The organism is Formosa agariphila KMM 3901, from assembly GCF_000723205.1.
In the GTDB taxonomy this organism is placed as follows: Bacteria; Bacteroidota; Bacteroidia; order Flavobacteriales; family Flavobacteriaceae; genus Formosa; species Formosa agariphila.
Map to the genome: position 1 here is coordinate 2,753,483 of NZ_HG315671.1, position 24,111 is coordinate 2,777,593.

General features: G+C 31.9%; 23 protein-coding genes. 5 read left to right on the top strand and 18 right to left on the bottom strand.

All coding sequences use genetic code 11. The features are described from left to right. Window positions 1-7 precede the first annotated feature (7 nt). Window positions 8-1,297, bottom strand: a complete 1,290-nt coding sequence (locus tag BN863_RS11420) for an ATP-binding protein (RefSeq protein ID WP_038530682.1) — start codon at window positions 1,295-1,297, stop codon at window positions 8-10. A 617-nt stretch (window positions 1,298-1,914) separates the two neighbouring features. Here BN863_RS11420 and rfbF point away from each other — a divergent pair. Genes rfbF through BN863_RS11435 form a run of 3 tightly spaced genes read left to right on the top strand, consistent with a single transcriptional unit; the run spans window position 1,915 to window position 4,624 of the window. Beyond that, window positions 1,915-2,682, top strand: a complete 768-nt coding sequence (rfbF, locus tag BN863_RS11425; protein WP_038530684.1) for a glucose-1-phosphate cytidylyltransferase — start codon at window positions 1,915-1,917, stop codon at window positions 2,680-2,682. After that, window positions 2,667-3,731: a CDP-glucose 4,6-dehydratase gene (gene rfbG, locus BN863_RS11430; protein WP_038530687.1), complete on the top strand. Its 1,065-nt coding sequence runs from the start codon at window positions 2,667-2,669 to the stop codon at window positions 3,729-3,731. Before rfbF ends, rfbG begins: the two co-directional genes overlap by 16 nt. Further along, window positions 3,731-4,624 carry an NAD-dependent epimerase/dehydratase family protein gene (locus BN863_RS11435; protein ID WP_038530689.1) on the top strand — a complete coding sequence of 298 codons (894 nt, stop codon included), beginning with the start codon at window positions 3,731-3,733 and terminating at the stop codon, window positions 4,622-4,624. The genes rfbG and BN863_RS11435 overlap by 1 nt, the downstream gene beginning before the upstream one ends. A gap of 144 nt (window positions 4,625-4,768) precedes the next feature. On the opposite strand, the gene BN863_RS11440 is transcribed toward BN863_RS11435, so the two are convergent. The 3 genes from BN863_RS11440 to BN863_RS11450 are packed head-to-tail and all read right to left on the bottom strand — an operon-like array spanning window position 4,769 to window position 7,575. Continuing rightward, a complete protein-coding gene (locus tag BN863_RS11440; protein ID WP_038530691.1) occupies window positions 4,769-5,992 on the bottom strand; it encodes a glycosyltransferase family 2 protein in 1,224 nt (407 codons plus the stop codon). Between the two features lie 8 nt (window positions 5,993-6,000). Then, the gene (locus tag BN863_RS11445; RefSeq protein ID WP_038530693.1) at window positions 6,001-6,816 is read right to left on the bottom strand and encodes an SMP-30/gluconolactonase/LRE family protein; all 816 of its coding nucleotides are present in this window, start codon (window positions 6,814-6,816) and stop codon (window positions 6,001-6,003) included. Window positions 6,817-6,828: 12 nt separating this feature from the next. After that, a complete protein-coding gene (locus tag BN863_RS11450; RefSeq protein WP_038530695.1) occupies window positions 6,829-7,575 on the bottom strand; it encodes an SDR family NAD(P)-dependent oxidoreductase in 747 nt (248 codons plus the stop codon). A 596-nt stretch (window positions 7,576-8,171) separates the two neighbouring features. Between BN863_RS11450 and BN863_RS11455 the strand changes: the two genes are divergently transcribed. After that, the gene (locus BN863_RS11455; RefSeq protein WP_038530697.1) at window positions 8,172-8,828 is read left to right on the top strand and encodes a sugar transferase; all 657 of its coding nucleotides are present in this window, start codon (window positions 8,172-8,174) and stop codon (window positions 8,826-8,828) included. Window positions 8,829-8,955: 127 nt separating this feature from the next. On the opposite strand, the gene BN863_RS18290 is transcribed toward BN863_RS11455, so the two are convergent. Next, the gene (locus BN863_RS18290; RefSeq protein ID WP_084817530.1) at window positions 8,956-9,165 is read right to left on the bottom strand and encodes a sugar transferase; all 210 of its coding nucleotides are present in this window, start codon (window positions 9,163-9,165) and stop codon (window positions 8,956-8,958) included. Between the two features lie 28 nt (window positions 9,166-9,193). Continuing rightward, window positions 9,194-9,685 (bottom strand): hypothetical protein, encoded by a 492-nt coding sequence (locus tag BN863_RS11460; protein ID WP_038530700.1) that lies wholly within the window; start codon window positions 9,683-9,685, stop codon window positions 9,194-9,196. A 440-nt stretch (window positions 9,686-10,125) separates the two neighbouring features. Here BN863_RS11460 and BN863_RS11465 point away from each other — a divergent pair, with 440 nt between their 5' ends. Further along, window positions 10,126-10,968 carry an NAD-dependent epimerase/dehydratase family protein gene (locus BN863_RS11465; RefSeq protein ID WP_038530703.1) on the top strand — a complete coding sequence of 281 codons (843 nt, stop codon included), beginning with the start codon at window positions 10,126-10,128 and terminating at the stop codon, window positions 10,966-10,968. A 24-nt stretch (window positions 10,969-10,992) separates the two neighbouring features. Here the strand turns inward: BN863_RS11465 and BN863_RS11470 are convergent, their stop codons facing one another. The 12 genes from BN863_RS11470 to BN863_RS11525 form a co-directional block, all read right to left on the bottom strand. Beyond that, window positions 10,993-11,601 (bottom strand): sugar transferase, encoded by a 609-nt coding sequence (locus BN863_RS11470; protein WP_038530704.1) that lies wholly within the window; start codon window positions 11,599-11,601, stop codon window positions 10,993-10,995. Window positions 11,602-11,806: 205 nt separating this feature from the next. Beyond that, a complete protein-coding gene (locus tag BN863_RS11475) occupies window positions 11,807-13,192 on the bottom strand; it encodes a sugar transferase (RefSeq protein ID WP_038530706.1) in 1,386 nt (461 codons plus the stop codon). Window positions 13,193-13,536: 344 nt separating this feature from the next. Next, on the bottom strand, window positions 13,537-14,550 hold the full coding sequence (locus BN863_RS11480) for a glycosyltransferase family 4 protein (protein WP_038530708.1): 1,014 nt from the start codon (window positions 14,548-14,550) through the stop codon (window positions 13,537-13,539). Then, window positions 14,504-15,865, bottom strand: coding sequence for an O-antigen ligase family protein (locus BN863_RS11485; protein WP_038530710.1), 1,362 nt, complete (start codon window positions 15,863-15,865; stop codon window positions 14,504-14,506). The genes BN863_RS11480 and BN863_RS11485 overlap by 47 nt, the downstream gene beginning before the upstream one ends. An 80-nt stretch (window positions 15,866-15,945) precedes the next feature. Continuing rightward, the gene (locus tag BN863_RS11490; RefSeq protein WP_158409007.1) at window positions 15,946-16,677 is read right to left on the bottom strand and encodes a transglutaminase-like domain-containing protein; all 732 of its coding nucleotides are present in this window, start codon (window positions 16,675-16,677) and stop codon (window positions 15,946-15,948) included. Window positions 16,678-16,785: 108 nt separating this feature from the next. Beyond that, entirely contained in the window at window positions 16,786-17,853 is a 1,068-nt protein-coding gene (locus BN863_RS11495; RefSeq protein ID WP_038530712.1) for a glycosyltransferase, read from the bottom strand. 121 nt (window positions 17,854-17,974) lie between these two features. Beyond that, entirely contained in the window at window positions 17,975-19,111 is a 1,137-nt protein-coding gene (locus BN863_RS11500) for a glycosyltransferase (protein ID WP_038530714.1), read from the bottom strand. Continuing rightward, the gene (locus BN863_RS11505; protein ID WP_038530716.1) at window positions 19,108-19,659 is read right to left on the bottom strand and encodes a serine O-acetyltransferase; all 552 of its coding nucleotides are present in this window, start codon (window positions 19,657-19,659) and stop codon (window positions 19,108-19,110) included. The genes BN863_RS11500 and BN863_RS11505 overlap by 4 nt, the downstream gene beginning before the upstream one ends. A gap of 1 nt (window position 19,660) precedes the next feature. Next, entirely contained in the window at window positions 19,661-20,659 is a 999-nt protein-coding gene (locus BN863_RS11510) for a glycosyltransferase family 2 protein (RefSeq protein WP_316930362.1), read from the bottom strand. Beyond that, a complete protein-coding gene (locus BN863_RS11515) occupies window positions 20,656-21,465 on the bottom strand; it encodes a hypothetical protein (RefSeq protein ID WP_038530719.1) in 810 nt (269 codons plus the stop codon). Before BN863_RS11515 ends, BN863_RS11510 begins: the two co-directional genes overlap by 4 nt. An 88-nt stretch (window positions 21,466-21,553) precedes the next feature. Next, window positions 21,554-22,714: a glycosyltransferase family 4 protein gene (locus BN863_RS11520; RefSeq protein WP_038530721.1), complete on the bottom strand. Its 1,161-nt coding sequence runs from the start codon at window positions 22,712-22,714 to the stop codon at window positions 21,554-21,556. Then, the gene (locus BN863_RS11525) at window positions 22,707-24,104 is read right to left on the bottom strand and encodes a glycosyltransferase family 28 protein (RefSeq protein WP_038530724.1); all 1,398 of its coding nucleotides are present in this window, start codon (window positions 24,102-24,104) and stop codon (window positions 22,707-22,709) included. Before BN863_RS11525 ends, BN863_RS11520 begins: the two co-directional genes overlap by 8 nt. Between the last annotated feature and the right edge of the window lie 7 nt (window positions 24,105-24,111).

Consider the following 24,111-nt stretch of genomic DNA (forward strand, 5'->3'; position numbering starts at 1 on the left):
AAGTTGATTAATTAAAACTATAATTTTTAGCTTCCCAAGGTTTTACCCACTCTAAAACCATGTCGTTTCCATGGCTATCTGTAATTTCCAATATGTTCTGTAAATCTTCAATAGTTTGATTAATCTCCGAAATTGAATCCCCTGCAGTATAAATTCTAAATAGTATCTGTCTTTCTGTTCCTATAAATTCTTTCTTAACTTCATCTCCTTCTTTAAAACGTTCTACAACAAAATGTATGTTGTCGTGTGCTTTCATTTCATCTAGTCCTTTGATTTTATCAATTTTACCTTCTTTTAGAAGTACCCATACAGAACAAGCAGATTTACCTTTAAATGTATAATCATTTTTTTCTGAAAAATCATCCTCTCCTAAAACACCTGTAAACGCATAATTTATTAACATTTTTCGATGATCAAATCCATTAATATGAGCAAGATGAATGTGAGGAGCTTCTCCTTGAAGCCTAAATCCCGGGTCATAGATATAGAACTCACCATTTTCAACAAAGAATTGAATACAAAGTACGCCAGCTTGAATTTCTAACCCCTCAAACATTTTACATAATTTAGGATGAACTTTTTGTACAAACTGTTCGGTAAATCTTGAAGGATATTTAGTCCCTAAAGCTATAGGAGTTGAATCGCCTTGCAATCTTGTAAGTTGCCTATCGAAAGTAGCTGAAAGATATGGAATACCATTTCTAAATGTATAATAAACAGCCAAGTCATCGCAGTTAGTATCCATATACTTTTCTACCAATACAACACCTTTTTTAGAATGTTTAAAGGCTGTTTCTACTGTTTCAATATATTCTTCCTCGGTTCTACAAATCTTAACACCAACTCCTCCACCGCTATCTACAGGCTTAACAATTAAAGGGTAACTAATATGATCCGGCTTTTTAATTTCAGAACCTTTGGTTAAGTATATACCTGGAATATCTTGGATGTTGTACTTTTCACAATAACGTTTAAATCCATCCTTACTACAAAAAGCTTCTACTGCTTTCTCGGTAGCATAACATGGAAAATCAAGTTTCTCACAAATTTCTCTATACGGTTTTACTAGAATGTCAGCGACTCCAACTAAAACGCCATCTACTTTTCTTTCTTTCGCAATACGTACAATGTTATCAACATCAAAACCATCGATATCATAACTTTCCGAAGCCATCTTTTTTGCTGGAGCATTTGGATTCGGGTCAATTACAATGGTATAAACCCCCATGGATTCAGCAACATCTACTAAGACCCCTGTTTCAGGATTACCACCTAGTATTATTAATTTTTTTTGCATAGATTACCTATATTAATTTCGTTGTCAAAAATAAATTGACAAGATTACTAAAGAAAAAAGATTTAATTAAAATCATAAATAAACAGACATTTTAAATTGTCTAACAAGCGTATCTAGTTAAACTCTAACTTCTAAAAAGAGACATAATTATTTGTTACATCTATTTTTAATCTCAACATTACTAAAGCTAGACTACTCTAAAACCACTCTTACCATCAGTATAAAAAGTATCGTAAAAGCAACAAACATCTGCTATGGGATTAATTACTCCTTACTTTAAACATGTATACATTTTTAAAGAAACAACTATCAATATTGTCATTTTTTTAACAAATATACTTATTGTTTAAAATAAATTACAGTAATATAGTCTTATTTTTTACACATAGTAAAGCCATGTTTTAAACATCAAGTCATCATTATAAAATTAACTTTTATTAACGATTATACATCCTTACCTAAATCCTGTATTAATAAAGTATTTTATTAAAAAAAATAAAATAAACAGATGTAAATTCATAAAAAAGTATTTAGATTTGTTAACAAGACAAGTCTGTAGATAATTACAAATATGATATTTACAGTAAAGAATTAACTTTTAAAATTATTTCTACAAAATGAAAGTTTTATTATTAGCCGGTGGGCTTGGAACACGTATTTCTGAAGAAACACATTTAAAGCCTAAACCTATGGTTGAAATTGGAGGAAGACCAATTTTATGGCACATCATGAAAATGTACTCTCATTATGGTTTTAATGATTTTGTTGTCTTGTTAGGATACAAGGGGTATGTCATCAAAGAATTTTTTGCAAACTACTTTTTACACCAGTCCGATATTACGGTGGATTTAGAAGAAAATAAGATAACTATTCATGATAATAAATCAGAACCTTGGAAAATTACTTTATTAGATACTGGTATGCATAGTATGACTGGAGGTAGGGTACTGAGAGCTCGTAAATATATTGGTGACGAACCATTCATGCTTACTTATGGAGATGGAGTGTCTGATGTTAATATTAAAGAGTTAGCAGAATACCATAAAAGTCATTCTGGTTGTATAACAATGACTTCTGTTCAGCCTGATGGAAGATTTGGTGCACTTAAAATGGACGGAGACCGTATTAGTGAGTTTTTAGAAAAACCAAAAGGAGATGGCGGTTGGATTAATGGAGGTTTCTTTGTTTGCGATCCTAAAGTTTTAGATTATTTAGACGGAGATGCTACCGTTTTTGAAAAGGAACCACTAGAAAGGATGGCAGAAGACAAAGAACTCTACGCGTTTAAACACACTGGTTTTTGGAAACCTATGGACACACTTAGAGATAAAAATCAACTTGAAGAAATGTTAGCAAATAATAAAGCAAAATGGAAAACGTGGTAGCATACGATGGTTTTTTCAAGGGAAAAAAAGTTTTCTTAACTGGACATACCGGTTTTAAAGGGTCTTGGATGACTCTCTTATTACAGTCGCTTGGAGCAGATGTAACAGGTTACGCACTTTCTCCGGATCAGAAGCAAAATTTATTCGATTATACAGGTTTAGACAAAAAAATGAATTCTCATATAGGGAATGTTAAAGATTTTTCTGTTTTACAAGATGCTATGATAAAAGCAAATCCCGATATAGTTATTCATATGGCGGCTCAACCTTTGGTTATTGAATCTTATAAAAACCCTATAAATACCTACGAAACAAATGTAATGGGAACGGTGAATGTGCTTGAAGCAGTTCGTCAATTACCAAATGTAGATGTCTGTCTTAATATCACTACAGATAAAGTTTATAAAAATAACGAGTGGCTTTGGGGATATAGAGAAACCGATACTTTGGGTGGGCACGATCCTTATTCTAATAGTAAGGCTTGTTCAGAATTTGTAACGCAATCGTATCGAGATTCATTTTTCACAAAGTCTAATACACTAATTGCTACCGCAAGAGCTGGAAATGTTATTGGCGGAGGTGATTGGGCAGAAAACAGATTAGTTCCTGATTTCATCAAAGCAATACAAGCGGGAGAAGAAGTAATAATTAGAAGTCCTAAAGCTGTGAGACCTTGGCAACATGTTCTTGATTGTCTTGGTGGATACCTTCATCTTATATGGCAATTATCATCAAATAGAGAATTAGCAACGAGTTATAATTTTGGTCCAGAAAATGATAATATTAGAACCGTAGAATCTCTTATTAGTAAAGTTTGTAAATCGTGGGGAGAAACTGCTTCTTATAAAATTGAAGGGAACGACACGTTTCATGAAGCCGGCTTACTAAGACTTGATATTTCTAGAGCGAGACAAGAACTAGGATGGGAACCTAAATGGGGTATGGAAAAAACGGTATCACAAATTGTCTCTTGGTATAAAGCTTTCTCCGAAGGTGAAGATGCTTTAGAACTTTGCAACACACAAATAGATGAATTCCTTTTACAATAATGCTTGATGATATGGTGAAGCAAACCATTTTTATTACTGGAGCCGATGGTTTTTTAGGCCATCATCTAGTACAACAATTAACCAATACCTATAACATCATCGGTCTAGTAAGATCGCCAGAAAAACTTAAGCGTTTAAAGGTTGGGCAGATAACTTTATATAGTACCTCTGAACCTTTAGAAAATGTTTTTGAAGAACACCAACCAATTGGCATTGTACATACAGCAACAAAATATGGCAGAACAGGAGAATCTGTTCCGCGTTTACTAGATGTAAATGTAGATTTACCTGCACATTTATTAGAGTTATCTCAAAAATACAAAACTCAGATCTTTATAAATATTGGTAGTTTTATAACCCAAGGAAAAGGTTATAATTACTTACAAGACTATGCCCTTTCTAAAAAACAGTGCAGTCAATGGCTTGAGTTGATAGCAAATAAAACGGATTCATGTAAGGTGGTCGACTTTAACCTGTACCATCCTTATGGGCCTGGAGATGCCGATAGTAAATTTGTAAGCCAAATGGTTAAGGCTATTAAAGAGAAAAATCTTTTTATTGATTTAACTCCTGGAGAACAAAAGAGAGATTTTATTTATGTGGGCGATGTTGCCGCTGCAATTGCTGTAACTTTAAAACGCTTTGTAGATTTAGAACACGTATATACTCAAACAGATTTAGGTACAGGTTCTTCTTATTCATTACGTGATTTTCTTGAAACCTTAAAATTAGTGGCTGGTAATACTGAAACAGAACTGAAGTTTGGAGCTTTACCATATCGTGAAAATGAGATTATGGAAGCAAAAGCAACGCCTAGTGTGTTAAATTCTTGGGGATGGAAACCTAGTTATACCATGAATCAAGGGCTTGCAGAAACTATAGCAAAGTATTAGTATAACAAATAAGCCTACAATACATTCTTCTTATTACTATATAAAATAACAGTGCTATTTATTAAATCATATTTGGCCTGAATTTATAGACTTATAAGTCCATAACTTCAGGCCAATTTTTATAAATTATCTTGCAAAAGATTTCTAATTTAAAAGAGTGTTTTCAAAACCCAATTGAGTTAGTAGTTTCGTGATTTCAGTTTCATCTGTATTAATTTGCACTATCTTTTCGCAGTCAATACCTAAAAGTTGTAATTCTTCTTTAATCGAATTAAATGCCGTTGGGTTAATTGTAGCGATTATTAAGTAGTCGAACTCTATATTCACGATAGAACTAAGTGGCTCTACATAATGGTCTCCAATATTCATAACATGGTGGTCTATGTCTACCCATTTTACAATATCAAAATAATTGCTTCTACTGTTCGCAGATAACAAATGTTGTCCAAAAGAGCCTGAGCTGTACACTACAATCTTAGAGTTCTGTTTTGTTTTTAAAAACGGATTAAAAATAACTTGTTCAGATTTGTCATGAATTAACCCTCCAGATCTAACTAAAATGGAAGAATATAGGTAATAAAGAATTTGTGTATTTAGATTTTCTTTAGTTAAGAATGGACTTAATTTTTCTTCTAAAAATGTTTTTAATAGTCCTAATCTATAAAACTCAACTGTTGTGTTTTTTATAGATTTTAAAATAGAATCGTTACGTTGTCTGTAATAATATAATGGTATTTTACTAATAGTCAGTTTTTTTGAAATTGACAGATACGGATACGTAATAGCAGCATCTTCACCCATGACTATTTCCCCTGGAACGTCAAACAAAATTTTATTAAGCAATTCCCTTTTAAACAATTTACTCCATACATAAGTCGCCAATTCATGTTTACAAAACACACCGTTATACATGGCTTTAGGTAGAATCGAATTTTTAATTTCTTCTTCGTTAAAAACACCTGTCAATAATGGCCTTACGGTTTCAATTTTACCATCAAACTCCCTAAAGTGTGCTGTAGCAACAAGATCGGAATTATTAACTTCGGCAAGTTTATAAAGAATATCAAGATAAAATTTATCAACCCAATCGTCTCCATCTATATATGCGACATACTTTCCTTTAGCATTTCTAAGCCCTTCTTTCCTTCCGCTTAAAAGTTGACCATGTTCTTTATGTATAACTTTAATTCGGTCGTCCTTTTTCGCATATTCGTCACAAATCTCAGGACATTTATCAGGACTACCATTATCAACTAAAATCAGCTCATAATCCGTGAAAGACTGATCTAAAATACTTTCAATGCATTTAGGAAGATAGGCTTCTATCTTATAAATTGGAACAATAACACTAATGCTAATTTCATTCATAATCTTAATTAATTTAATTCAATATAAAAAAGTCTACCACCATACTTATCATCTTTTATATTAGACTTAGCAGTCGTTACATATAAGTTTAAATTATTATCTAAACAACAAGATGTCACGTTTGGACATGGTAATTTTCGTTCTTCTATTCTCTGACCATTTTCAGGATTCCAACGAGATACACACCCGCCACCATATTCTGCAATCCATAACATTCCCTCGTTATCCATACACATCCCATCTGGAATACTTTCTCCCATAAATGTTATCACGTAAGACAGGAATAAAACATCTCCTGTATCTTTATTATAAGCGTATTTTGCAACTTTTTTTGTAGGACTATCCACAAAATAAAGAGTAAATCCATCTTGTGAAAATACCAAGCCGTTAGAGATTGTTGTATTTTCAATTATAACTTTATATGTCCCTTCTGAATACGAAAATACCTTCCCTATATGATCTTTAATTACAGGAAAACCCATTGTACCAATAATAAACCGTCCTTCAGAATCTCTAATTCCATCGTTATATCTCACAAAATCGGGGATATCCATCTGAAAAGCTAATTGTTTTTGTAATGTATTGAAATCGACTTTAAAAAAACCATTCTTAGTAGCCACCATTACTCTTTTTTGATCCAATAAGAACACACAGCTTACAGGAGAATCTAACTTTACACTTAAAACTTCACCTGTAGAAGGGTTATAACAAAAAACCAAAAAATCTAATATAGATACAAAATAAAGAAGACTCTCTTTACTATCGAACACAGGTCCCTCTAAGAGATCAGAATTGAGGTCAGAAATAATAGGTAACGGATTCATATAGACGTATAATTAAATATAATGTCCTCCAGTTATTCTTAATACAGAGCCTGTCGTCATCGCTGATTCATCAGAAATAAAATACATAACAGCTGGAACGTAATCTGTAGTATTTAAAATCCGCCCCATTGGAATTGCATCAGAAGCCATGTCATTTAATTCATCCTGCCCCATACCTTGCTCGTTTCTTAAACGAAGCTCGCCTTCTGTGTTAGTCCATCCCATGACTAAGTAATTAGAGCGTATGCCATATTTAGCATAATGATGTGCAATATGATTTGAAAGTGTAAGAAGGGCGCCTTTTGTAAGAGCATAAGGAGCTCTATCAAAATCTCCATAATCCATATGTGGAGATCCAAAGAAGATGATAGAACCAACTTTAAATTCCATCATAGATTTTAATACGTGTTTTATTAAGAAATAGGCTGCTTTTAAATTCAGATTAAAAACACTGTCATATACCTCCTCATCGGTTTCTATAAGAGATGAAACAGGAGTTATTCCTGCATATAAAACTAATGTATCTATTCTACCGAATCTTTTTATGGTCTGTTTATAATAATCTTCAATATCCTGAACATTAGTCATATCTAACTTATGAAAATAAAGTTTATGTTCAGATTCCAATGCTTGCATGATGGCATTGCCTTCCTCTTGACTTCTACCACTAAAAGACACATTGTAACCTTTTTTTAAGCAAGACTTAAGGATTTCGCGACCAACGCCCTTAGTCCCACCTAAAATCATAACTGTTTTCATAGATTTGTAATTTTTCTGTTATAAATTGTCACACTACTCAAATCTAATTATTTAAAACTTAGTTCAAAATATTAATCTATATAATTAAAATAATATCGTTTAAAGTAATAATACAAGAGGTGAAACTCTTAAAGGTTCTCAATAACAAAAACTCAGTCATTTTATGAGATTTTTGGATTTTAAATTTGTTTTCAGAAATAAGTTACCGTATCAACTAATTGTACATCTATAATATAATTTCCCATAGTTTAAGTATTGTATAGTCAAACAACACTGGACGCTATCAAATTATATTACGAACAATAAATCATAATATCTGATATCCCAATATTAGAAACTAAATTAGCTCTTTACATAAATTAATTTCACTACTTTTAAATGAAGGAATAAACATAGTTTATAAAATTTAATACTTTTAAGTCGCTGAACATTAGATTTCAGATAAAAAATATTCCCGATTAATATCCCTAGAACTGATTCTAAACTATATATCTAATGAATTGTTTTTTTATCGATTAAATTGTTCAATTAAAATTTATTTATTGTTCATTTACATGAGCGTAACAAAGCTTATATTTTATTAAAGTAAATGTTTTATGTCAAACAACTTATACTCTTCTTATTTAAAACGTGCTTTAGACCTTACTGCTTCAGTTTTGGGTTTTTTAGCATTATCACCTATATTTATTATTCTTACAATAGTTATTTGGATAGATTTTAAAACCTCACCTTTTTTCTTTCAAGAGCGACCTGGAAAAGATGAAAAAGTTTTTAAAATCATTAAGTTCAAATCCATGAATAATAAAAAGGATGCAGAAGGCAATTTGCTTTCTAACAGAGAACGAACCACAAAATTAGGAAGAGTTATTAGAAAGTACTCCTTAGACGAAATCCCTCAATTACTTAATGTTATTAATGGAGATATGAGTCTAATAGGCCCTAGACCCCTTGTCGTTCTTTATCTGCCCTATTATAACGAAATAGAACGTAAAAGACACAGTGTAAGACCTGGTATTACAGGGCTAGCACAAGTAAAGGGTCGTAACAGTTTAGTATGGGAAGAGCGATTTGCTCTAGATGTTGAATATGTAGAAAACTTAAGCCTATCATTAGATATAAAAATTCTCTATTGGACCATACAAAAATTGTTTTCAAAATCTGAAGTTGCAATTGACCAAGATGAGTTTTTAGACTGGTTTAACGTTTACCGAAAAAAACAATGGGAGGCCGATAAAACTTCTAAACTGTCTTAAAAACAAACTCAATAACCCAAAGGCAAAGGGTAGTAGAATTTAAAATTTATCTAAGTGGTTAATATTTCATGTTCTTATTTTATTTCTACTTTTCTATCTAGCTTCAATCACATTAAAGTGATTATGTTCAGGTATTACCCTGCCAAGCACCTAACGATGCATTTTCTATAGAAGTTATAGATTCTTTATGAAATAGTTTTTGTAAGGTTTTTAATAAGATTCTTAAATCATTATTAAAACTTAAATAAGTTACATACCAGACGTCGTAAATAAAAACTTTTCTTTCCAAGACAAAGCTGTGATTTACCTGTGCCCAACCGGTAATACCTGGTCTTATTACAAATAGAAAAACAAATTACAATGATTTATGGGAATTGTTGAAATGTCTTATATCGCTCTGGAACTGGAAATTCAGGAGTTACGCCATGCCAAAACATGTTTATAATCCACCAGCGATCCTGATAGTAAGCCAATTGAATACTTTTCATATCTTGTTTATACGGTTTGTTATTAGCCATATCTTCCTTACTATGAAAAGCTTCGCAATGACTAAATGCATGACCAATATTTGCATATGTTTCAACTACACGTCCTACTTCTCTTTCATAAAAAGCCGTTTCTCGTGTATTATCAAACCAATAACCAATACGTTCAACATAATCATTTGGGTGTATCCACTGAGGCCTAAAATTACTATTTATATCCTTTTCATAGCCAATTTTAAAGGCTTGAGGATGAAATAGAAATTTAAAGAAATCCCAATCTCTTTTTTCACCCGACTCACCTCCTAGACAAGCATAAAACGCTGTTATTAAATCATCAACAGTCTGAACTTTTTTTAAATATTCTTCTTTCATCTAATTCGTAATTTTGATTATAGCTTCATTTACATCTATCAAATATACCAACTCATATGAATTAGAGCAACTAAAGACTTAAAATTAGAGTAATTATTTTACTAGGTCTAGTTAAAAAAACACAGATTTACCTAACCATCACAATCGAATTATTCTATATTTTTTTTCTATCTATAGAACTGTTCATTTATAAACCTGATATACTTAAAAAAAAGAGAAGCATTTATTATGCGTCAATATCTTATTACAGAACCAAGTCTTAGTGATTTTGAAAAAAAATGTTATCTTCATTCCTGCAAATGTATCATCGGCTTAAATAGATGATAATTATTAAAACATTTAGAATTTGTTTTAAAGTTTTTAAATTTAATTAAAGTACAGATAGACTGAACTCTAAGGAGTATATTTATCAAATTAAAAAAATAGTGATAAAGAATAATATGAGAATACTTGTTACTGGTGGGAATTCTAGTGTTTCAAGGTATGTAATACCATTACTATCTAAAGATTATGAAATAATCACAATTGGTCGTAGAGATTGTGATATTAATTTAGACCCAAATAAATCTTTAGCTGATCAGTTGCCTGATAAAGTAGATATTGTCATTCATACAGCTGCTGCATTTGGAGGAGAAACAGATGACGAAATATATGAAACAGAAAAGTTTAATGTTCTTAATACTATGAACTTGTGTTTTCAGTTGAAGAAAATGAATGTAAAACATTTTATTCATATTTCGAGCATATTTGTCCATTTAAAAGACACATCACCATACAGCAGTATATACTCTATTTCTAAAAGGCACTCAGAAGAAATTGTTAGATTTTGTTTAAAAAGAGAAGAAATTCCATACACTATTTTAAGACCATCTCAGTTATATGGTAATGACCCTTCTTTTATATCACATCATCCATTTCTTTATCAAATCATAGACATAGCATCCAAAGGTCAGAACGTTTCTTTATACGGAAAGCAAGGTGGAAGTGCAAACTATCTTCATATTAAAGATTTTTCGGAAGTGCTTTATAGGGTAGTTAAAAATAATGTGTTCGGAGAATATGATTGTACTACAATGACTCCTAATACCTATTTAGAGATTACACGTCATGTTTACGAATTAACTAACAATCCTGTTACCATTGAGTTTGTAAAAGATAAAAAAGAATCAGGTATTGTATCTAAATACAATGATACCATTTATAAAAAGGTTAACTATTATCCCAAAGTATCAATAAAGGACGGTTTGTCTGAAATACTAAATGTAAAACAAATTGAATATTGAGTATTTAAGTCCCTCTATGTAAAATCACTCCCCCCTAAACTCCGTTACAATATCGTTTTCTAAAGAGTATATATCCTCTTTTTTAAACACTTTATAAATGGTGAGTAGTATTATTTTAAAATCTAAAAAAAAAGAGAGGTTATTAACATACCAAACATCTAATTCAAACTTTTTCTCCCAACTAATGGCATTTCGTCCATTTACTTGTGCCCAACCAGAAATGCCTGGTTTAATATCATGTCTATGTTTTTGGGTATCATTATATAGCGGTAAATAATGTACTAAAAGCGGTCTAGGCCCAATTAAACTCATGTCTCCTTTTATAACATTTATAAGTTGAGGGATTTCGTCTAAAGAATATTTTCTAACAAATCTACCCGCAGCTGTCAAACGCTCGTTTTCAGGAAGCAAATTCCCAAAGCTATCCGTTTTATCTGTCATAGATTTGAATTTAATAATTTTAAATATTTTACCATTTTTACCTGGTCGTGCTTGTAAAAAAAAAGGGGTACCGTCATTTTTCCAATACAAAACAATAGTAATTAAAACAATTAAAGGTAATAATAGAATAAAACCTAGTATGGCTAAAATTAGGTCAAAAAAGTGTTTAAAAAACGACTTATAAAGATTCATGAATGGTTAATTAATTTTTAAAGAGGTACTAGTCCTAAAACGATAAGTAAATTTACTTATTTAGATTAAAATGCAATTTGAAACTTTAGTATTAAAATCTAAATCGCAGTTAGCAAGCCTACGCCCACTAAAACGCAAATGTAATAATTTAGAAAACATAGCTATAGAAATTAGAAAGAATATAGTAAACAGTAAAAGCTTCCCCCTACTGCCCTCTAAAAAAGATAACAGTACTTATGGTTTTTACAACCACATTTAAATCCAAGAAGAAACTACGGCGTTTAATATAAAACAGGTCGTATTGTAATTTTATAAGACTATCAGAAACAGAAGCTCCATAACGGGCTTTTACCTGTGCCCAACCCGTTATTCCGGGTTTAACCATATGCCTAGCTTCGTAAAACGGAATCACCTCAGCCAATTCCTTCACAAATTCTGGACGTTCTGGTCGAGGCCCTATCAGGCTCATTTCGCCTTTTAATACGTTAATACATTGTGGAATCTCATCAATACGCGATTGTCTTAAAAAGCGCCCAAAAGCTGTTATTCTAGCATCGTTTTTAGAAGCCCAAACAGCACCGTTCTTTTCGGCATCCACCACCATGGTCCTGAATTTAATAATTGAAAACAATTTCCCATGTTCCCCTACGCGCTTCTGACTGTAAAATAAAGGTCCACGGTTCCCAAAAAGATTCCCAATTAAAACAAACGGTATAACTAACACCCCTAATAAGCTACAAAATATTGCAAATACCATATCAAATAGCCAACGCTGTAAGAGGTATAATTTATTATGATTATTACTATTAAACGGAAAATACTTATAAAAATCCTTACCTAAATAGTGAACGGGTATGCGGTAAGTCATATCCTCAAAAGCTTGAGTATATTCCTTAATAGGGAACCCACGATGCAGCAAATTCATCAGCTCCTGGTAAAGGTCAGCTGTAATTAACTCCGAATCGTACGTCGCTACAATAATTTCAGACACATCTTCCTTGGCAATAAGGCTATTCAATTCTGCAGGTTTATAGGCTGGGATTAATTTAGGTAGATCGGTCGTGTTGGGCTCACAATTAATAAATCCTACAATATTATAATTGGGATCTACCGCCTTAAAAGACGATACGATTTCATCAATATGCTTAGGTTCCCCAACCAACAAGACATGTTTATAAAAACGCGGTGTTGTAATTAAAGTAATATAAATAGCACGCCAAAACAGCAGTGCTCCTAATATCCCTAAAAAGAAAAAGAAAATTTGAATACGCTTCTCCGGAAGAAAGGGTGTAAAATAAGGCGTTAGAAGATAAAACCCAACCACCAACATAGTCGTCATAAACACATTAGGTAAAGTCGACTGAAAGGTACTCGACTTTTGCAAGTCGTAAATCTCGAATACAGTCCCAAAAATAGTGAGATATAACACCAAGACAATTGTCCATGACCAATTTTCATTAGAGAGGGTAAAATAATCAAAATGAAAATATGAGCTTAAACCAAATAACACGGCCAAAACGATACAGATATCTACTAAGCGCAATAAAATCTTCCGCTCAGAGATGTTAAATGATATTTGGTTTTTAGACATGGTTAGGTTAGCAATTACATAGTAAATATATACGATTAACACCTGTTAGACAAGTCTAATTTAGTCAATCGATATAAAGCATATTTTAACGATTAATTGTCCGTCTGATGTTCTTTTGGTTGGTCAAAAACTTATTAAGTTATTGGTTTTAAAATATCCTTATTCATAGACAACCATCTTCTTATAATCGGAATGCTGTTTTAAACGGTCACATCGCGTGCAGTCTAGTTACATTACCACACTATTTCCCCTATTACCTTCAACCAACAACAGAAAACTAATAACGAGCAACTCATTATTAACTACTCATTACAAACTACTCAAAACTAATAACCAGAAACCACTTACCCCAACACGTCAATCCACTGCGCCTTCACAACCTCCCAATCAAACTGCTCTACTTTTTTACGAGCTTTTAGCGCCATAGCTTTAGTATGTTCAGGATTTGACTTCAACGCCAAAATAGCCTCCACAAAGGCCTTACAATCATTAGGGGGTACTAAAATACCATCTACCCCAGCCTCTATTAAAAACGGAAGACCGCCTACATTAGTCGACACTATAGGTAAACCCAAAGCCATAGCTTCAATAACACTCACGGGCATATTATCAAAATTAGTGGTATTTATAAAAACATTATAATCCATTGCTATATGGGTCCACTCAGCTTTAGTCAGTTTTCCTGTAAAGGTTACTAAAACGCCTAAGTCTTCAGCATATGCTTTTACTACAGCCATAGAACCATCGGTATCTGGCCCTACCATACACAATTCGGCGTGTTGTCCGGCATCTAAAAGTTCCTTTAAAATATCTACAGCAAGTTTGGGGTTATATATGGCAGAAAAAGACCGCACCCACAACAATTTAATAGAATCTATAGGACGCGCTGTAAACGTGTAATTTTGTAATTGTAGACTATTAGGTATATACACGACATTCGGGTAGCCATGGGCCTTAAAAACCGACTCTAAATACAAAGAAGGCGACACCATTACCTTAGCAGATTTAAACAACAGCGCACTCAACTTCGGACTATGCACCAAACGCTGTGGCAAATTCCCTCCATGTAAAATAGGAATATAAGGTAGTTTTACGAGTCTACAACATTGACTCACCAGCAAGGCATAGTAAAAATTCTGAGTACTATAGGTATCTATTAAGGCATTATCCATACTATATCCATGCCTTAAGGTCGCTTTAAGCATGTCTAAAAGTCGAAGCATCTTATTTTGAACAGCCGACTTACAAACCACAGTCATACCTGCTTCTCGCAAAGCACAACTCAACCCATTCATATACGAGACATTGGTTTTATGGCTCGATAAGTTGTTTCCTAGGTATAAGACGTTTTTTTTCATGAGTCACATTTAATAAAGCAAGACCATATATAAAGGCAGGCATGGCAATTCGCATTCCCGAATGGTTAATCGTGGCAAACCAAAGACATAAAAAAGCATAAAAAAACACATTACCCTTATTTTGTGAACGATATGCTAATGGTTTAAAAATCAGAATAAGTAATATAATAACACCAAAAATACCATGCTCTGCCAAAGTACGACTCACTTCATTGTGAGAGATTACAATTTCACCTGTGTTTTCAATACGTTGATCTTTCACTCGACTAGATCCAATACCAACAAAAGGGCTAGCTAAAAAACCTTCAATTTCTTCTATAAATAATCCTTTTCGTCCTGTAGACACATCTTCTTTTTCTCTCCCTAAAGCATCTTCATTGGCATAGCGTTTGTCAAGCATCCCGTTGGTTTGAATAGAACTATATAAAAAAACTACAATAACCCCTATACTAAAAATACCGACCATTACAATAAGCTCATTTCGTTTGCGTCTGTTAATATACCCATAGTACAACACAAAAAATGCTATTAAAGCAATAGTTGCTCCAATTACACCACCACGACTTAATGTTACCAAAGCTCTAAAACTCATAATAATAAAGAGGCTGATATTAAATAGCTTTAAACCCAAATTAGGAGACTTCATAAAAAAACGAATGGCCAGTATAAACATACCTAATCCTAAAACTGTAGATACTTGATTCGCTCCAAACCCCCCGGCAGCATCTGTATTTGATGCTGTACTTGAAATGATTTCTTTTACATCCGGTGTATAAAAAAAATTATAGCTAGCATGTGCTATAAGCGGTAACAAAATATACAATAATACGGCCTGTAATTCTTTTAATTTTACTTTTCTATCGTAACAAAACATAGCAACAAAACCTAAGCAAATTGGCCCTGCCAACACAAATGCAATATTCTTTCTAAAGTTAGCATCGAAACTCAAGGTGGTACTTGCAATAAATATCGAAGGTACCAAACACATAATGTAAAAAAAATAAGGGTAGGCATGTCCTGAAATGCCTTTATAAAACATACCAATTATCATAAACAAGATCACCAAATACTTTGAGGCTTCATAAGAAATAGCACCACCTGTAGTACGCATAAGCACCTCTATCCCCACAAAATATCCACATGCTTTTAAAACTTCAATAGTTTTTTGAGAATCTGCAGCAATGATAACCCGAATTAAAAAATAAAAAAAGGCCCCAATAAAATAAACCTTAGCTAAAGGTTTATTAAAAAAAATTAACATGCCCAAGGTTGCATGCAATATAACGGCACTGATGTAAGTAATATCGGTTTTCAATGTTTATTAATATCTCTTATACGAGTGCGTAAGTTAATATAAATTGATAGTTTAAATAATAATGAAAGTTAAAAGTGTCACTATGAGAATATTTTTTTATAATCATCTAACGGAAATTTATAATAATAACTCTTCCCCGTAAGATAAATCAAAAAGTGAGATACAAATACTGGTAGTACAGATTTAGAATGTTTTAAAACTTTGTCATAAACCTTATTTCGGTAGCTGCAAATTAAAAAAGGAACAGTATCTGGATAAAAATAATTATTATGCATACTTCTCTCATCTACATTTAAATCGGTATTAAATGATATACATTCAATATTTTCCCCCACTCGGATTAACTCAAACATTTCAATTACAGATAATGGAATCTCAGAATGTAAATAAAACATAACACAATAAGAAACGTCTATTAACACCCACTTATTTAATTCAGAGATATATACTTCATTAAAAGAATGGCCTCCAAATTTTCCATTAGGCTGATTTCTGGCAGTTCCCCATTCTCTAACTTTAATATTATTAATGACACAAAAATTATTAAAGATTTGTGCAAAATCACTACAAACACCACCTTTATCAGTTAACATATAGTCCAATGCATCATCTGAGGCCAAACTCAACCCAGGACCTCCTTTTATATGATTCCGCAACCAAACACTCATTTTTTTAACGGTTTCTAAATCTTCAACAGGACGACCGGATTCAAAAATCTTTGTGTTAATGTTGAAAAAACAAATAGGCAGATCAGATTTTTTATTCAAAGTATTATAATTTTCCATTTCTGTAATTATTGAATTTTTTGCCAATAATTTAAATCGTGTCGTGTACAGAAAAGGATGTCTTTTAATGGACCATTTAATTTTATTAAAATCTATAAACTTCATATATCAACTTAAATTATAATACCGAATTCATCATTTCTGGTAAATCGATAAAACTTGATCTAAAAACACCTTTTTCGAAAATTTCAGAGCTACGGTCTGTTCTAAACCTTTACCTAATTGAAATCTTAATTTCTGATCAATAATTAATAATTCTAAAGCTTGAAACAACTCATTCTCAGATTCTGCTTGTATTAAGAGGCCTTCCCGATCATTCGATACCACTTTCCCGCAATCTCCGACATCTGTTACAACCACTGCTAATCCACCAAGACCGTATTCTAACAAGGCTAATGGTAGACCTTCAGACTTTGAAGCTAATACACCTATATCTGCTTGAGAGATTATATTATCTGTGTCTGTACAACTCCCATAAAAATAGACATGCCCCTTTAACCTCAAATCTACTACAATATCATTAATAGAAGCAGCATAGTCATCATTAAAGTTTTTCCCTACACAATGTAAACTCCAATCTGGATATATCTTTAATACCTTTTTAAATGATTTTAATAGTGTAACATGATCCTTCTGTGCTCTTAAGTTTGCTAGACACAGAATTCGCTTTCCAGATGCTCCTTTTAATGTTGTTATTTTAGGACCTTGATAAGGAATTACAAAGTTTTTCACCAACTCAACTTGTTTACAACATAAATGTTTAGCATCCCAAATTTGTAATGTCTTATTTACAGTTAAAATATGTGTAAAAAACCGCGAACAAAAGCGCAATATACCTTTCGGACGTTGATTTAAAAACTGACTATCACCGTAATGATCATGCCAAATTAAATTTATTTTAGGATGAACTATTTTTAATAACGTGCCCATAAAGAAAGACGAGGCATGCGCATGCACAATAGTAATGTTCTCTTTTTTAATAAATCTTAATAATTTAAAAAGGGCTTTTAAATCTAATTTTTTAGTCCGCTTCAAAAACAGATAGCCCACATGTTTAGAAATTGTATTTTTTAAGACCCCTTCCCCTCGTGTTGTGCAAATATACGACCTATCAATTTCAGCTACCAGTATATTTGCAATGGTTACGGCCATACGTTCGGCACCACCAGCCTCTAAACTATCTATTAATTGTAATACTCTCAATACTAACTTTTAAAAAATTAAAATAACAAAATATCTTTTATATCTCGCTCATAAATTTCAATTAATAATCCTTTTTTTAGTAGTCTATTTTTACAGATTCACCATAAAACAGCCCACTTTATTATGATTTTTTAATACCTAATAGTTTTTCAATATCACTCTCAAAGCGATCTACAGTATACTGTTGCGACCAACATAAAGCATTTTTAGACATAGCTTCTAAATCTGAAGTGGCATACACCGCTTTAAAATGAGAAACAGCTGCATCTAAATGATTTGGAACTATAATCCCACGTTCTCCCTCTCCAAGCATCCATGCGACACAGGATACTGCTGTTGTTACGGGTATACAACCAAAAAACATACCTTCTGCTACCGCTTTTGGCCAACCTTCACTCTTTGATAATAAGATGTTAAAATGTGCAGATAACAATGTCGTTTTTACCACAGACTTATCCTGATTCCCATGAATATTAACACAGTTAAACAAGCCATTTTTAGATACATAATCTTCTATATTAGATCTTAATGGCCCATCGCCGAAGAGTTCTAAGCGAGAGGAAATACCGTGATTATTTAAAGACTCTATAAACTGAATCGCTAACAAAGGTTGTTTTCCGGGTACCAACATCCCTGCATATACAAAAATTAATGCTTTAGAATAATCTTTTACTTGATATGGTATTTTTTCTTCCTCTGTATATGTTGCAGTATAAAAAGGTTTAATGTTTTTTGTTGTATTTGGCCATTTCCCATACACCAAAACCTTCATATTATGGGTTAAAAATGTGTTTTTAAGTATAGCCTGTTGCAAGCGATACGTCCAAGGCTGTTTACTATCTGGATCCCAATTCCCTGCATATTTAGCCGATTTTTGTTTCCAAGGAAATAATATTTGAACAAAACATGCTACTAAACTTACATTTGCAGGGCAACGTAAATGTATATGATCGGCCCAAGCCATAGCCCGAATCATTTGAAACAAAATCAAGGGCATACAAACTAAAGCTTTAATTACATTCACAAGAGAATTAAATGCAAAAAAAGGTACATAATAGCGTTCTATAGTTTCTGTACTAAAAGGTTTTATCAAAACATCCTCTGGATAAGAAAATGGAGCTAATATCCGATGTTCTTCCGCGTATTTAAACCAAACATCCATTTCATTAACATACGGTGCATAAGACCAATATTTTCCATCTTTTAAAATAGTTGGAGCTAAAGAAACTACAAGTAATTTTTTTGTCCGATTATTCATATATAACCATTGGAATCATTATCATTTATTTTTACTGCAGGAACTCCTAGAACTGTGGTACATTTTAAAACATCTTTTGTAACTAAAGAATTCGCTCCTATTACAGCATCATCTCCAACTGTAATTTTCCCAACAACTACTGCATTTGCACCAATATAAACATTATTACCTATAATAGGTACTCCTCGATTTTTATCTTTGCCACTAACCCCTATAGTTACGCCTTGAGAAATATTGCAATTATTACCTATAATAACATTCGCATTTACTATAATTCCTCCAAAATGACCAATATAAAAACGTTCTCCTATAGTTGCTGAATACGGTAAAGATATCCCTGTTAAAACCTCTATTCCTTTTTGTGAAATTAAACAGAATATTAATAAAATACGCTTAATAAATAAGGGTGTTTTACTAACATATATGGAATTAGAAACACGATACACAAATAATGCCCATAACCCCTGTTGCGTAAAAAGTAGAACCAAAGTATTGGAATCACTGTACGCTTTGTATTTATTTAAATCCTTTTTAAAAGCTTTAAGCATACTACTTAATATTTGGTTTATTAAAAATTAAACTCCACCAACCTATAGTTCTTCCCAGTGCATCGGTTAATGCCGCCTTTCTATTATTTGTTATTACATTAAAAAAACGAATTATGATTAAAACGCCATGAATAGCATACCACTTAAATTTTGCTTTAAAACTAGGGTTCGAGTATTTAACACGCCAAACATACCACCCATTTCGTAAAACCATCTTCCCATATTTAAACATATTAGGACGACCTGCAGCATCATGAAAATGACTTAACTGTACCTTAGTGTCTATTACGTTTTTTCCATAATTTAAAGCACGAATGCTAAAATCGGCATCCTCATAAAGTCCATAGCCTTCAAAATAGGTTGAAAAGCGAATATGATCAAAAAGCGATTTTCTGAAAGACATAGACATCCCTATTAATAAATCAACTTCATAAATTTTACCCGTCAAGGGATATCCGCTTGTACGACCATGCGAAAAATCAGGCATACAATTAGAAGGCAAACTAGATGTTAAACCTAGATAATTACGAACTCTATTTCGTAACCCTTCGGGATAGATGTACCCATCTAATTTGTAGTACTTCTTTTTATCATAAGTTTTTCCTTTTTGTTTTTGCTCCCATCGATTTTCATTTATAGCAACTCCTCCAACACCTATTACATCTTCATTTCTCTCAAACGTATTTATAAGGTGTTTAAAATAATCAGGCTCTAATACTGTATCATCATCTAAAAAACAAACCACATCAATATTTTCAGTGACCTTAGATATACCAAAATTTCGTTGTTTGGTTAAGCCTCTTTGATTTTCATTAACCTTAAAATACTTCAGGTTCTTAAAATTAGAATTTTGAAATAAATCGGTTGTTTCATTATTAATAGAACCATCAATAATTAGAATTTCATTAGGGTACAAAACTTGATTCTTTACTGAATTCAATAAATTCAGTAAAGCTTTAGGTCGCATATAGGTACAAATAATAAGTGTAAAAGACATCATCTGAATTGAGAATAATCGTTAATTTTATTATGAATTTCTCTTTCTTTTCTTAAAAATAAATAACAATACAATTTAATCCATAAAGGTGCATTTTTATACCTTTTATTTGGATCGCCTACGTTTTTATTATGTAATTTCCATTGCTCATCTTTTGGTGCAAATGAAGAATTTATATTATGTACTTTGCCAACATCCTTAACAGTTAACTTTTTAATTTCTAAAAATTCGGATAAAGCTTCAAGCGTTTTGTTCTCTCTTAAACCTTCATATTTAATTAATAACACATTATTTGGGAATTGAGAAGAAGAAGATAAATTGTGATAAAAATTCATTTTTTTTCTCCATTTTAAGAGAAAGTACAAAGAATATAGGGGTCTACAAACACGTTTTATAGTGGTTTTGATATTAGTCGTTCTAAAGTTATATATAGATTTTTCAACACTTACAAAAAGATTATATGGATCTCTCAATAAAATAATGTGCTTGTCTTTTGGAAACACTTCTATTTGCGATATACTATCTAAAAAAGGGCTCTTCAATAAAATATTACTATTTAACTTTAATAACTCTTTTCTGTAACCATCAACAATTAATTGTAATTCAATATTTTTTGAATCTTTAGCGCGAACAAAATGATTGCTATAATTTAGTTTTTTATGAAGATCTCCAAATAATGCTGTTGATAAAGTTTCATAGCTTTCATAATTTATAGTTTTAAAATCACCTGTTTGTATAATAATCTGAGCCAAAAAATTATGTCCTGCTCTTTGAGAAAGTGAGTGTAAAAAAGTAATTTGTAAACTCATGTCTTTTAATCTTTAATTTTACTCCTATATTTTTTTACTAAAGTCACTTTTACAAGAAAATTTAGAATTCATAAGTTATTAATCCCAATTACTTTAATACTGTTTTATAAAACTCAATATTTTTGTAAGCTTGTTTCTTTATATCAAAACGCTCTTCAACAAACTGTTTCGCTGCTTTACCTATCTGTAAACATAAATTTTCATCTTTTAATAACAAGACAATTTTATCCGCATAGTCCTTATGAGCTGTAGGGTGGATTAAATAGCCGCTTTTACCATCTTCCATAAGTTCTTGGGCCCAACCAATATTACTATTGACTACTGGTTTTTGCAGGGCCATTGCCTCTATGGTAACCATACCTAGTGTTTCTGCAAACGTTGGAAACACACAAACATGCGCATTTTTAATATAAGTTTGCACTTCGGTATAGGGTACTTTCCCTAGGTATTGGACATCTTTTAAATCCTCTTCCTGAAAATCTTGTTTCAGTAATTCCCAAGTTGATGGACTTTCTGTTAGAATATCGGGGGCATCACTCCCTATTAAAATTAGTTTTGCATTTGGGACTTCTTGTTTTACCCTTTTAAAAATCCCGGGTAATTCCAATACGCCTTTCTTTCTAACTATTGTTCCAATATATAATATGGTATTGGATTTAAATAATTTAGGTTTATCATTTTCAAAATTATCCAATTGTAAACCATAATGAATAGTTGCTATAGGTTTATTATCTGATATTTTAAATAGTTGTTTAGATAATTGTCCTGCAAAAGCCGTGGGTGCTATATAAGCTACTGCAGCTTTTACGGCTAAAAGTTCAAATAATTTATTTTTTAGTTTTTGTTTTCGATTTTCCAAATAACAAAAGTACCTGTCACTACCATGAAATCGCATAATTACTGGTACAGAAAACTTCATTAAGGCTGAAATCCCCGTCCAATCTGGGACTTCTAAAACATCTATATTTTCCTTAAATATTACGTTTTGAATACTACGCTGAATATGTTTTCTATACTGAAACCATTTTGCAAACCCAGACTTATCTTCAATTAAATAAAAATGAATGCCATCTTCTTTAAATTCTAAATCTTGCTTTTGTCCATAAACAAACACATAAATTGAATGGCCTTGTTCTGCTAGTGCTTTTGTTAGATTACCTATACTAGTTCCTAAGCCTGCAGCATGATTTACTTCCGGATGCGGGTACTCTGGAGTTAAAAATGCAATTTTTAATTTAACCTTATGCATTTAATAACGCATTTATATTTTTCCATATCGTTTCTGAAGCTTTACTAGGGTTTTCTCCTACTATTTTAGAAAACCATTTTTTTGTTATGGGTACAGGATTAATGTTATTATCTAATAACAATTGTACTTTATCCTTTAATTCAGATTTACTTTTAGCCCAAACTACAGCATTATCATTAGGCATAGATCTAAAATGGACATAATTATAATTTTGACCGATGTCTCTAATTCCTTTTTTTAGTTGAGGCTGTTCGTAATTATAGTAAATACATGGTTTATCATGTATAACAAAATCGAATACTGTAGAAGAACAAACATTTGTTACCAGTTCTGTATGCACACACACATTAATAAGCATTTTAAAATCTTCCTTAGATGGAACAATCTGATTCCAATTTTCGCCTATAGGTTCCCAAATTGGAGCTATTGGAACAATAACATCCTTATAACGCTCCAGGACAGCATTATATCTAGCTGTGAAATCTACAGGGCATTTTCTATATATAATTCCTAAATTATAATTTTCTTTATTCAACTGTCTAACGGCCTTCGCTAAATCTTCTAAATAAAACTGATCTAAAGGTGAAGTTGTCTCATCGTCACCAGAAAAGCAGATATACTTTTTCTTAATATCTAAATTATTTTCTTTAAAAAAGTCTACTTTAGGCAATATTAAAGATGAGTCAAAATGAGGTTCAAATTGAGGTGTACCTGTAACCTTCACTTGATCTTCAGAAATAAAAGAATAATAATAAAGTAGTTCTTTTTTCATATGATCACTCCATACAAAGTAGTAATCTGTCTCCACAACCAACATCGCTTTTGGTACATTATCCCATGAATAAATAAATGTTGCGGTTGTAATTCCTAAATCTTTTGCGGCTAATAAAGGGGCTATAGCTTGGGTTGCACGTTGACTAGTGCATAAAACCATTTCTGGTTTATGTAATTCCAATTGATTTTTACAATATTTAAATTTCGACGTAGACCGTTCTTCATTCTTTATTTTTTCTCGTAAACGAATAATATCCTTCTCTGATGAACCCAACCCTATATAACTACTTATAAAAGTACTTTTTAATATGTTTTTTATACCATTATAGGGTAATGGAAATTTATAGGTTTGATACACTTGGTCGTCAAACTTTTTAGTCCAAAAATCAAGATCTTTACTTTTTCTTACGCGACTGTACAACTGCGTCATTGCAGAAGTTTTTTTGTCTTCAATTTTCACTTCTTGAAAATCTAAATTATCCGCTAAAGAAAAATCTGTATTATTCCAATACCAAACATCAAAACCTTGTTTTTCTCCTTCATTCTTAAAATTTGTTAACGCGAAATTCCTAAGACCTACTCCATCTGGAAAGAGCACAAAAACTTTTTTAGTCATCTTATAC

What these genes read in the sequence shown, in the direction of transcription:
- BN863_RS11450 (WP_038530695.1), bottom strand. Translation starts at nt 7,575, where the DNA reads ATGAAAACAGTTATGATTTTAGGTGGGACTAAGGGCGTTGGTCGCGAA.
- BN863_RS11465 (WP_038530703.1), top strand. Translation starts at nt 10,126, where the DNA reads ATGAGAATACTTGTTACTGGTGGGAATTCTAGTGTTTCAAGGTATGTA.
- BN863_RS11525 (WP_038530724.1), bottom strand. Translation starts at nt 24,104, where the DNA reads ATGACTAAAAAAGTTTTTGTGCTCTTTCCAGATGGAGTAGGTCTTAGG.
- BN863_RS11505 (WP_038530716.1), bottom strand. Translation starts at nt 19,659, where the DNA reads ATGCTTAAAGCTTTTAAAAAGGATTTAAATAAATACAAAGCGTACAGT.
- BN863_RS11470 (WP_038530704.1), bottom strand. Translation starts at nt 11,601, where the DNA reads ATGAATCTTTATAAGTCGTTTTTTAAACACTTTTTTGACCTAATTTTA.
- rfbF (WP_038530684.1), top strand. Translation starts at nt 1,915, where the DNA reads ATGAAAGTTTTATTATTAGCCGGTGGGCTTGGAACACGTATTTCTGAA.
- BN863_RS11420 (WP_038530682.1), bottom strand. Translation starts at nt 1,297, where the DNA reads ATGCAAAAAAAATTAATAATACTAGGTGGTAATCCTGAAACAGGGGTC.
- BN863_RS11475 (WP_038530706.1), bottom strand. Translation starts at nt 13,192, where the DNA reads ATGTCTAAAAACCAAATATCATTTAACATCTCTGAGCGGAAGATTTTA.
- BN863_RS11435 (WP_038530689.1), top strand. Translation starts at nt 3,731, where the DNA reads ATGCTTGATGATATGGTGAAGCAAACCATTTTTATTACTGGAGCCGAT.
- rfbG (WP_038530687.1), top strand. Translation starts at nt 2,667, where the DNA reads ATGGAAAACGTGGTAGCATACGATGGTTTTTTCAAGGGAAAAAAAGTT.
- BN863_RS11445 (WP_038530693.1), bottom strand. Translation starts at nt 6,816, where the DNA reads ATGAATCCGTTACCTATTATTTCTGACCTCAATTCTGATCTCTTAGAG.
- BN863_RS11515 (WP_038530719.1), bottom strand. Translation starts at nt 21,465, where the DNA reads ATGAGTTTACAAATTACTTTTTTACACTCACTTTCTCAAAGAGCAGGA.
- BN863_RS11520 (WP_038530721.1), bottom strand. Translation starts at nt 22,714, where the DNA reads ATGCATAAGGTTAAATTAAAAATTGCATTTTTAACTCCAGAGTACCCG.
- BN863_RS11510 (WP_316930362.1), bottom strand. Translation starts at nt 20,659, where the DNA reads ATGATGTCTTTTACACTTATTATTTGTACCTATATGCGACCTAAAGCT.
- BN863_RS11440 (WP_038530691.1), bottom strand. Translation starts at nt 5,992, where the DNA reads ATGAATGAAATTAGCATTAGTGTTATTGTTCCAATTTATAAGATAGAA.
- BN863_RS11480 (WP_038530708.1), bottom strand. Translation starts at nt 14,550, where the DNA reads ATGAAAAAAAACGTCTTATACCTAGGAAACAACTTATCGAGCCATAAA.
- BN863_RS11460 (WP_038530700.1), bottom strand. Translation starts at nt 9,685, where the DNA reads ATGAAAGAAGAATATTTAAAAAAAGTTCAGACTGTTGATGATTTAATA.
- BN863_RS11500 (WP_038530714.1), bottom strand. Translation starts at nt 19,111, where the DNA reads ATGAATAATCGGACAAAAAAATTACTTGTAGTTTCTTTAGCTCCAACT.
- BN863_RS11455 (WP_038530697.1), top strand. Translation starts at nt 8,172, where the DNA reads ATGTCAAACAACTTATACTCTTCTTATTTAAAACGTGCTTTAGACCTT.